Source organism: Myroides marinus (genome assembly GCF_900109075.1).
GTDB classification, from domain to species: Bacteria; Bacteroidota; Bacteroidia; order Flavobacteriales; family Flavobacteriaceae; genus Flavobacterium; species Flavobacterium marinum_A.
On sequence record NZ_FNYS01000039.1, the window covers coordinates 1 to 11,711 of the forward strand.

General features: G+C 32.1%; 5 protein-coding genes. 4 read left to right on the forward strand and 1 reads right to left on the reverse strand.

What is annotated here, in order from left to right:
- Nucleotides 1-191: 191 nt before the first annotated feature.
- From BMX53_RS19165 to BMX53_RS18535, 3 genes are read left to right on the forward strand one after another with little or no spacing between them, the layout of a single operon-like run.
- Nucleotides 192-1,580: a hypothetical protein gene (locus BMX53_RS19165; protein WP_244154551.1), complete on the forward strand. Its 1,389-nt coding sequence runs from the start codon at nucleotides 192-194 to the stop codon at nucleotides 1,578-1,580.
- Between the two features lie 21 nt (nucleotides 1,581-1,601).
- On the forward strand, nucleotides 1,602-4,157 hold the full coding sequence (locus tag BMX53_RS18530) for a hypothetical protein (protein ID WP_074748415.1): 2,556 nt from the start codon (nucleotides 1,602-1,604) through the stop codon (nucleotides 4,155-4,157).
- 53 nt (nucleotides 4,158-4,210) lie between these two features.
- Complete coding sequence (locus tag BMX53_RS18535) at nucleotides 4,211-6,457, forward strand: hypothetical protein (protein ID WP_074748418.1); 2,247 nt, start codon at nucleotides 4,211-4,213, stop codon at nucleotides 6,455-6,457.
- Between the two features lie 63 nt (nucleotides 6,458-6,520).
- Here BMX53_RS18535 and BMX53_RS18540 read toward each other — a convergent pair whose 3' ends face one another.
- Nucleotides 6,521-8,647 (reverse strand): M3 family metallopeptidase, encoded by a 2,127-nt coding sequence (locus BMX53_RS18540; protein WP_074748421.1) that lies wholly within the window; start codon nucleotides 8,645-8,647, stop codon nucleotides 6,521-6,523.
- 261 nt (nucleotides 8,648-8,908) lie between these two features.
- On the opposite strand from BMX53_RS18540, the gene BMX53_RS18545 reads away from it, so the two are divergent.
- The gene (locus BMX53_RS18545) at nucleotides 8,909-10,897 is read left to right on the forward strand and encodes a S8 family serine peptidase (protein WP_074748424.1); all 1,989 of its coding nucleotides are present in this window, start codon (nucleotides 8,909-8,911) and stop codon (nucleotides 10,895-10,897) included.
- Nucleotides 10,898-11,711 lie beyond the last annotated feature (814 nt).

Consider the following 11,711-nt stretch of genomic DNA (forward strand, 5'->3'; position numbering starts at 1 on the left):
ATAATTTCAACGAAATTATAAAAGATAATAAGGTAATTACAGAGTTAAATAATTTTATATCTGGAGCTACAGGAAGTGTAACAGTAACGAAAAAAACAAATGGAGATATAGTTATTAGTTATAAAGATGGTAATAATCCAGCAGAAGTTAATTTAACAACACTTATTGCTGAGAAGGAAACTAAGACAGATATTAAGAAAACTAATGCAGCTGGAGCTGAAGTAGCTATTGACACTAAACCTGTTAATGGAATGACGTTTTATGAATATGAGAATGAAAATAAACAAAAGCGTTATATAACTGTATCTCAGGATGTAAGTGATGATTTTAGTAAAATAGTTAATAATAATAAGACTGTTATTGAAGCTATTGTTAAATCAGTAGGAGGTAATGCTTCTGTGTCTGAAGATAATGGTAATGTAATTATTACTAATGTAGAGACTGGTGTTAAATACGATATTACTAAACTTATTAAAGATAATGGAGCAATAGCAGAGTTAAAATTAGTAACAGATGTTGCGCAAAACAAAGACAGTGTTAAAGCAGGGTTCACATTTAAGGATGGTAAAGATGCAGCTAATGACTTAGCCTTCGCCGAGACATTGACTAAGATTGAGTTGAAGGATTATGACGTATTTGTATATAAAGAACTTTTAGACGATGGTACAGAAGAAATTACTTATGAAGAAAAAGAACTTGTAAATCCGGGAAAAAAAGTATTACACAATCAGTATAAAGCTAAAAAGTTTATTTATGAAAATGAAAAAGGAGAGCTTGTTGAAGTAAAAGGTAGTGAGCTTTTCCGTCAAACAATAGATGGTGATAATGGAGGACAATCAGGTATCGAAACTTTAACATCATTAAATTTTTATGAAGACTACAAAGGAAATGGACCTTGTCTAGTTTATAAAGATGAATTAGGAGTAGAAAGTTTTATCAAATTATCTGATATGTTTAAATATTCAGAAACAGTAACTACTTTGGTATTTGATAATCAATCTCGTCAAATTATTTATACTAATGAATCTGGTAAACCAGAAACTCATAATTATGACGATGTTATTCAAGAACCTTGGTATGTAGCTAAAAGTGATAGTGTGAAATTAGATAAACAAGCTACTAAGAATAGTGAGGATATTTATACGAATGGCTGGGTTGGAATAGGTTATGATAAGAAATCTAGTGCGTCAAATGAGAAATTAAGAGTTAATGGTAGTATTACAGCTACAAATAGTTACTATGCAGACTATGTATTTGAAAGTTATTTTGACGGATACTCTAATTTAAAGTATGACTATAAATTTAATGACTTAAATACTGTAGATAGTTTTATCAAAACAAATAAACACTTACCAGGAATTACTCCTATCAGTGATTTAGAGAAAACAGATATGGGATATTCTTTTAATGTGTCAGAACTGTCTATTCAATTGTTGGAAAAAACGGAAGAGTTATTCTTACACGTAATTGATCAACAAAAAGAATTAAATGCTAAGGGAAGTAGAATTGAGAAGTTAGAATCTGAGATGTCTGATATGGCTAAACGCCTTCAAGCATTAGAAGCATTATTAACTAAGTAGTAATTATTAAATTTTGTGTTGATGAAAAGTAAATATTTATATATAAAGTCGTTTCATTCGATTCTATTGATGGTGATTGCATTATTAATGAATGTGACATTAATTTTTGGACAGGGAAATATAAACTCGACTAAAATCACGGATGGGACTGTGAATACTACACCAAATACCCCAGCAGCTAATTATTCGATCTTAGAATTAGAGACATCGAGTAAAGGGTTCTTGTTACCTCGTATGAGTACAGAGGAAAGAAATAAAATTGTTATTGATAATAAAGTTCGTGGAAATGGATTAGCTATTTATAATACAGATGAAGATTGTATTAACTATTGGAGTAGAGGAGCAGGATTAGTTGAAGGTGAAGGTAAATGGCTTAGTGTATGTGGTAGTTTACCACCTGCAACGATGGAAATGCTAAATTGTGATAAGACAGTTTTAAATGCGAGTGGTCAAACTATGTTAACACAAGGACGTAGTTTAAGGGATACTGATATATTGTATGTATCAATAAATGTAATCCATTCTGGGTCATATTCGATAAGTGCTATTAGTGATAATGGCTATTCGTTTAGTAAGACTGGTGTTTTTGAAACTCCAGGTGCTTATACAGTGGCATTAGAGGGATTTGGTACACCAATGCGAGAAAATGAAACTCCAGGTGATTTATTGACGTTTAGTCTTAATGGTAAGAAGAATACAAAATGTATTAATTCAAGGATTAAGGTTAAATCTTCAGAAATTGATTTCTCTATTGTTTCAGCTTCAAGTGTTAATTGGTTGTCATATAAATCTGTTGCATTGACTGGAGATACAAATGTAATTGATGTAACTGTGTCGGTTAAGACAGCAGGATATTGGCGTATTCAAGGTGATGAAAGTTTAAATGGTATTACTTTGAATGGATCAGGAGAGTTCACTCAAGAGGATGTTGGTAAAAATAAGGTTGTGCAAGTGTATGCACAAGGTGTACCTCTGGCTAAGGGAAGTAATACATTTAAGTTAGTTTCTAATTCTAAGAATAACAAAACCTCTAATGTATCTATCGTAATCATTACAGAAGAAGCTGAATTTGAATTTGCTTGTAATGATATGGGGAAATTTGTTATTAATGGTGAATTTCAAGAAGATACTCCTTTGTTGAGAGCTAATTCAGTTACTATTCCTATTAAAGTTTTAAAACCTGGACCAATTACAATTAAACTAAATGGTAAGTTCGAGGGAGCAAATGGAACTATTGCTTTTGAAGCAAAAGATGTTTTCTTAGGTAAAATGGGAGATGTTCAAATGGTTAACTTTATACCAGAATCAAAAACAGTACCTGCGAAAGCTACAGCAATTAGTTTTACATCAGTTGTTCCTGCATCAGTTGTTTTATGTTCAAGTTTTCCACAAATTCCAGTTAAGGAAAGATCTAAAATATACTCAGTTAATTGCGGAATTGTTAAAACAACAGGAACATATGTTATTGGACAACCTTTAGAGCAAGGAAAAGATGGACTTATTGTTCGTGTGACTGTGGGGTATGCTGATACATTTAATATTAAGACTAATACTGTAAATGGTGTTTCTTTTTCTAAAACTGGTACTTTTAGTGATGTTGATAGAGCTAATGGAACCAAAGATATTACATTAGATGGTGTAGGAACACCTACAAAAGGAGATAATTTCAAGTTTGAAATTACAACTTATGCTAGTGATAATTCCATTTATCATACATGTGAAGCAACAGTTAATTTTAGAGGACCTACAATTAATGTTTTAGCAGTAGGTTATGACTCGTATGCTCCAACAGGAAGAAATTCAAGTAAAGCGCCTAATGCTATTATTCAAAATAGTAATTTGTTTGGACCTCAAGGTATTGTTAAAGTAGACCAGATTGTTATTTTTAAGAATAATATAGTTTATCGTTTTCCTGCTGATTTAAGAGGATACCTAAAAGCGAATAAAATTGATATTGTAATCTTTGGTTATCCAACTCGCTATGATCAATCTGAAATGGAAGCATTACGTGATTTTGTTAGAATTGATAAAGGAGTTGTTATTTTAGCAGATGAGTTAAATATGAATGGATCTAAACAGAGTACTGATATGTTGGTATCAGCTCTACAAAATGGTATAGCGGTTAACTCAACAAATGGTTCAGAGGCTTTTACAATGGTTAATCATGTATTGGCATCAGCAAATAACGATATCTTGATCAAAGATACTGGTTTTGGTTCTTTAGCTAATCGACATACAGGTAATGATGCTGGTGGTAATGGATGGTATTATAAAAATTTAGATCCTAATTCTTATGTACCTTTAATTGCTAGTAATAAAGATGCTTCTTGGATTTCTTGTTTCCGTCATAAAGATTTAGGTTTTGTATTTATTGGAGACGGAGGAGCATTTGCAGGTAGTGAAGGTGGTTATCGTAGCCTTACAATTTGGCCAGCAGCTTATTCAAATAGTGGTACCTTGTTTGGTAAAGATTATGCAGATAGAGGAACTAGATATTCTGTATATAATAGTATTTTATACGCTAATATGATTAAATGGGGTATTGAATATGTAATGAAGAATAAAGACCGACAATAAAGTTAGATAAGCTAGGGTTGTAAAATCCTAGCTTGTTTTTAAAGATATATGATATGAAAAAAAATTATAATCCTATTAATATATGGCGTTTTATATTGATCCTTTTTTTAGGATTAATATCACAACTTGATTCTATGACTCTAGCACAATCTAGAATCGTTGTTCCACATGGTACTCAAATTTCTGATGGATCTACTCCTAATAGTTTAAAACCTCTTTCTTTTAGTTTAATGGATCTTAGTTCTATAGAACGTGGTTTTCTAATGCCTCGTTTGACTTCAGAAGAAAGGTCTCGATTGCCTATAGGTGAGTTGACAGCAGGAACATTAATTTACAATACTACTTTAAATTGTATTGAGTTTTACAATATTACTCGTCAAAAATGGATGAATATGTGTGGTGATGTTGGACCAGCTATTTTTACTATTTCTGATGCAAAATGTAAGCAAATCGAAGTAAGTGGAGATTATGTTAAAGGTATTGTATTAAATGAAAGAAAGAATATAATTACTTTAGAAGTTAATGTGAGTAGTCCGGGAACATTTGATATTCAAGCACTTGCTTTTAATGGTGATAATGTAGAGAATGGTTATAGTTTTTCTACTAAAGGAGTTTTTCCTACCGCAGGTAATTTTTTATTGATTTTGAAGGGGAATGGTAAACCAATTAAAGGCTCTGATGATGGTACTCCAAAAGATATTATTAGATTTTTATTTAATCAACAGTTGATTACTTGTACTACAAAGAATTATGTAAAACCTGATTTTGAACCTTTAAATGTAGAGTTTATTTGTAATGATTCGAAGTTCCCAATTACTAGTGAAGGTAATTATAAAGAAGGAGAATCATTATCTTCGGCAAATAGAATTATTGTTCCATTTAAAGTAACTAAACCTGGTAGAGGAAAAGTTTTTGGAGAAATTGCAATTGGTGGTAAACAATCTGAATTGATACAGTATGAGTCAGAGTTAATCGATTTTAAAACTACTGCAGTTAATCAGGTACAATATATTGCTTTAACTCCCGTTAGTAATACAGGAAAACCTACAGTAGGAGGTAAACATTCTGTAAAAATGAAGTTAGTTACTAATGGAAGATATGATTATGATCCTTTTGAACCTAAAGAAACTAGAGAAATTGCTGGCTGTACTTATGAAATAGATGTCGAGCCTTTAATTAAGAATGCTGAGATGGTAGTGTATTGTTTTAATGGGAATCAAAAAGTTTTTGGTACTTATAAGAAAGGTTTTGCTATGACCACTGCAAATTATGCTACTATTAATATGGAAGTTAAAGAGCCTGGAGATTATATTATTAAAACAAATAATGCTAATGGTATTCATTTTGAGTTGACAGGAACATTTGATACTACAGGTATGTATATTGAACCTAATGCATTAAAAATCTATGCTAAAGGAGTTCCACTTGCAGAAGGTACATTTACTTACACCTTTGATATGCCTACAAGTGTTGGGGGGACATCTTGTTCTTTTGATGTTACTGTTGAACCTGATGCATTAACTCCTAAAACTTTCTTGACATATTCAAGTCAAAATACAACCTATGGTTATGGATTTAATGGAGGGCAAGCAAATCAATTTATAACAAGTGATAATAATTTTGGTACTAAAATGTTTAGTACTGTTAAGATGCAGGGAGGAGTGAATTTGGTTTCTAAATCTAATAATACTTCTAATATTTCTAGTGATATAGCTAGTACTAATGCTAATGTGGTAAGTGTAGGTTTTAATACTGTATTTAATGCTCAGAGTGCGGCTGATCTTGCTCGTTTCATTAGAAATGGAGGTGGTGTTTTAGCAGTAACAGATTTACGTAATGATGCTAGTACAGGTTTTCTATTAAATGCTGTTTTGGGAGTCAATCCTATATTACAAAATTCAGGAGGAGCTGGAACAGTTCATCCTTTAGCTTATAAAGATGATCCAGTTTTAAATGGACCTTTTGGTGATATTAGAGGTAAAGCATGGGGTGAAGATGCATCTACTACAGTTGGAATTGTACCAAGTTCTATTTCAAGTGTTTTATCTAGTATAGAAGTATTGTCTACATCAAGTGGAGGTAATATAGTTGCATTTAGACATAAAACCTTAAATTTTGTGTGGGTTGGAGATGGTGGATTTAATAGTAGTCAGATTAATAATACTTCAGCTACTATTTGCCCATTTAAAGTAGATGATAACTATCGACCAATACCTAAGCCTAATTATAATCAACCAGTTTATAATTCTCAGTTTACTGCTAATGCATTAGCGTGGCTGTTTACGCAGACTAATAAATAGATTCTTTAAATCTATTAGGCATAAAAAAACCTCCCATTTGGGAGGTTTTTTTATGCCTAATTATTACTTCTTAGTAAAACCAGAATACTTTAATAAAGCATCGATAGTAGGATTTTTACCTCTAAAGTCTTTGTATAATTGATCTAGTGGAACAGAGTTACCTCTAGAGAATACCTTATCTCTTAAGATTTGACCATTAGCACGAGTCATACCACCGTTTTGTTCTAACCAATCATAAGCGTCAAAGTCTAACATTTCTGACCATTTATAAGAGTAGTATCCTGCTGCATATCCACCTGCGAAGATGTGACTAAAGTAAGTACTGCGATATCTAGGAGGAACAGTAGGTAAGTCTAATCCGTATTTAGCTAAAGATTCTTTCTCAAAAGCGATTACATCTTTAATATCTTTATCTACAGAAATAGTATGCCATTCCATATCTAGTAATGAAGCGCCTAATAACTCAGTCATGCTGTATCCTTTATTAAAGGTAGCAGCATTCTTCATCTTTTGAACTAAAGCATCAGGAATAACTTCTCCTGTTTTATAATGCTTAGCATAGTTTTTTAACACAGATGGTTCGAAAGCAAAGTGCTCATGGAACTGTGAAGGGAACTCTACGAAGTCACGAGATACACTAGTACCTGATAAAGTAGGGTAAGTTTGATTAGCAAAGAATCCGTGTAATGCATGCCCAAACTCGTGGAACATTGTGATTACATTGTCTTGAGATAATAAAGTTGGTTGACCTTTCGCTGGTTTGGGGAAGTTACCTACATTATAGATTACAGGTAATCTATTAAGCAATTTAGATTGTCCTACGATATTGCTCATCCATGCACCACCTCTTTTAGAATCTCTTTGGTAGTAATCAGTGTAGAATAAACCTACTTGGCTACCATCTTCATTAAAGATTTCGTATACCTTCACGTCTTCTTGCCATACAGGAATATCCTTGCGTTCTTTAAAGCTTAGACCATATAGTTGTTTAGCCATATAAAACACTCCATTCTCCATTACAGAGCTCATCTCGAAGTAAGGCTTTAACTCATTTTGGTTAAGTGCATATTTCTCTTCTCTAATCTTTTCAGCATAGTAGTTCCAGTCAGCAGCAGTTAATGTGAATGGATCAGCTTCTTTATTGATTAAAGCTTGAATGTCTCCAGCTTCTTCTTTTGCAGCACCTGTAGCGTAAGGGCTTAAGTTTTTAAGGATACTGATCGCATTAGCTGGTGTTTTAGCCATTGTACCTTGTAAGCTCCATTCCGCATAGTTGTTGAAGCCCATTAGTTTAGCTTTCTCAGCACGTTTTTTTACTAGGATTAAGATAGTTGATTTAGTGTCATTATCATCACCTTTTTCTGCTCTGATCCACGCTTGGTCAAATAATTTCTTTCTAGACTCTTTATTTGTTAGCTTGTCTAAATCTGGTTGTTGAGTAGTATTGTTTAACGCTACTAAGTAACTACCATCAGCTTGTTTAATTGAGTTTAACTCATCTTCTGATAATCCTGCTAATTCATCTTTAGTGAATTTTACCCCACCTTGTTTAGTAGCAGCAAGTAATTTATCTCCAAATTGGTTGTTAAGAGTCGCTATTTCTTGATTTAAAGTTTTAAGTTTTTCTTTATCCTCAGTAGATAAGTTCGCTCCAGCTATTTCGAAGTTTTGATAATAAACATCTAATAATCTATTTTGTTCTTCATTTAGATTAAGTGAAGCTTTGTTATCGTGAAGTTTTTTAATGCGTTGGAATAATCCATCATTTAAGTAAATAGCATCACTATGTGCAGCAAATTTAGGTGCTAACTCTGAGTTAATTGCTTTTAGTTCGTCATTAGTATGTGCTCCAGTTAATAAACCAAATACTGAACTAACTCTATCTAATAACTCGCTAGAGCGTTCTAATGCTTCTAATGTGTTCTCGAAAGTAGGTTCTTCTGTATTCGCTACGATTTTATCGATTGCTTCCATCTGACGGCGCATTCCTTCTAATAAAGCAGGTTTGAAATCTTTATCTTTAATTTTTTCAAAGTCTGCTGTATAATAAGGTAAAGTACTTTCATTAAAAAAAGCATTGCTCTCATTCCAGTCTCCAGAAGAAGCAGCTTCATTCTTAGCCTTATTACATGATAATGATAAGATTGAGGCTCCTGCTACCACACCTAGTACGGTTTTTTTGATTCTCATAAATATTAAGGTTATTGTTAGATTTGCCCAAATATAAAGATTTAAGCTGATTTGTGTAGATAATATAACAATCACTGTTCATTAGTATATTATTATAATTGTTGCTAATATTTACTGATTGTTTAATTATTAGATTATTAAGGTATATTTATCTCATATTTTGAGAGAATATAGTAAATTTGATTGTACTTTTATATTCAAATAAAGTAATGATTGTTTTATTTGAATGTGTTTAGATGGATAAATCTTAAAAAGAGATTAATGAGAAAAGTTTTAGGGATTGTTAGTTGTTTGTTCTTGACTAGTTCTGTGTTGGCACAGGACATACAATTGAGAAGAGAAATATCAGAACAGCATAACGTAGAGAAGGGAAAGGAACTTATTCAAGATTTTAGCAAAGAAGTGGCTTCTGATAGAGCTGCTGTTAGACGCTATGTTGCTTTACACAATATAGAAACTAAAGGTGTTTATAAGGATGGGCGTATTTTTCAATTGAGAAAGATTGATGGATCAGGTTTACCTATTTATTATTCTACTCAAAACTTACTTTCTCGTAAACTTACATATATTGATGATTTAGCTAAAGGAGGGAGATTAGGGACTAGTCTTCAAGGCAAAAATATGATTATTGGAATATGGGATGGTCAGACTGTATTTAATAAACACCAAGAGTTTATGTATGGCAATGTCAGTCATGTTATTATAAGAGATAAAGAGGTTTCTCCCAGTAATTTATTTGGCGATAAGTTGCTTAATATGGTACATGCCAAAAACCATGCTACTCATGTAGCTGGAACTATGATAGCTAAAGGGGTCTATGAACCAGCAAAGGGATTAGCTCCAGAGGCTAATCTATGGAGTTACGATTGGGATAATGATATTATAGAGATGGCTAATGCTGCACAAGAAGGATTATTAGTGTCTAATCATTCTTATGGAATCTCAGCATTAGACGATGATTTAATTCCTTTATTACCTCCTTCATATTTCGGAACGTATAATAAAGATGCTCAGCAGATCGATAGAATAACATATTTATATCCTTATTATCAACCTGTAATTTCTGCAGGTAATGACAGAGAATTCTTTAAGACAATTAATCCTACTAAAGGCGGGAATGATTTATTATTAGGAAATGCTAATTCTAAAAATGCTATTGTGGTAGCTGCAGTAGGACTTGATGATCAGGGGAGATTAGGTATTGCGAAGTTCAGTAGTTATGGTCCTACTAATGATTATAGAATTAAACCTGATATAGCAGCACCAGGGGTAAAGGTAATTTCTTCTGGTTATGAAGCGCCACGTTACAGTAATGAGGTATCTACTAGCATATATAAAGTGTCTAGTGGTACTTCTATGGCTGCGCCAGCTGTATCTTCTATCTTAGCACTGTGGCAACAAGGATACATTCAAATGTTTAAATTTCCTATGCGTTCAGCTACTTTAAGAGGTCTCGCTTCTCACACAGCGGAGTATTTAGAAGATAAGCAACCAAATCAAAGTATTGGATGGGGAATGATTAATGCTTCTAGAGGTATTCGCCTTTTACAAAATGTAAAAGAGAATTCGGCTGTACTTAAAGAGAGTGTACTTTTTGATAAACAAGAGTCAATTTATACATTTGGTTTAAAAGAGAAGTCAGATAAACTGTTGGTGACGTTGAGTTGGACAGATGTTGAAGGACTATTTGATAAGAGCGAATTATTTAATGATTCTGATACAAAAAAGCTTGTCAATGATTTAGATATACGTGTATTAAAGGATGGTGAAGAATATATGCCGTGGTTATTGAATAAGGATACTTCTGATTATGTTGCTTATAAAGGAGATAATGATGTTGATAATCTTGAAAGAGTAGAAATAGATAATGCAGAACCAGGAGATTACACTGTTATTGTGAGTCATAAAGGTAAACTTAGATATGGAAGACAGGATTTTAGTTTGATTATTAGTAATGTTGATTTAGAAGGAATTAAAGATAAAGTTGAAGCTCCTGTGATAGAAGTTAAGGATATAACAGTATGGCCTAATCCTGTAGAAGACATTGTTAACATTGAAATTACGAAAGATAAAGTATTTAAAATATCAGAAATTGAGATTTTTGATTTGAGTAACCGATTAGTAAAAAGGATCAGTATTAGTGCTACTAATAGAGCAGTTATTGATATGCGTGACTTCGCTAAAGGAGTTTATTTGTTTAATATAGAAGTAGGAGGAGATAGAGTAAATACTAAAGTAATTAAGAAATAGGTAAAATGTAATAATCATATAAAAAAACCTCAGTATTAAATACTGAGGTTTTTTTATATGCAATTGCTAGAGAAAGATTGTTCTATGATAGGTCTAAGATGGTTTTAGGATTCTCTTATAAAATGGTTTTTGTTTAGAGCAAATAGGGGGAATTGTAGAAGAATTGTAAAAGGATTTATGGCGAACGCTTGCTGTTACTGGGGTTAGAGGTATGTTTTAGAAAGTAAGTGATTAATGTGTTTTATTTATAAGTGTTTGATTTTTAGTTTTTTGAATTTAATTTATCTCAATTTGAGAACTAAAAAAGTGAACTACTTTTTTACTTTTAGAGCACTAAAAGTGTGATAATAGGATATTTAAATTAGAAATACCTTTTAAATTGTGTTTTTAAAAGGTATAAATGGACATATAAAGCGTCAAAGAGCAAAAAATAATAACTAGAAAAAGGGATAACCTTTAAAAATAGCTATTTGCACAATATATACTATATAATATAGAGTAGGGGAATATAACTACTCAATAAGAGTATATCTGTACTATATATAATAGAGTAGTGTACATACTGTATATATAAGTAAAGACTCTTTATATGCCATTAAAGCTAGAAATATTCCCTATCACCAACAGTAAAACAAGAAAAGTGATAATTCTTCAAAAAAACTTTCATCTCTAAAACATCGTATAATAACGAGTTACGAAATAGTTAAAAAAAACCTTTAAAAAAAGACTAGCTAAAGTTTGCGAGTAAGGAAAAAGGTACTACTTTTGCATCCGCATTAGAGAAGTAATAACGCCTCTAGAGGCAGACGATCAT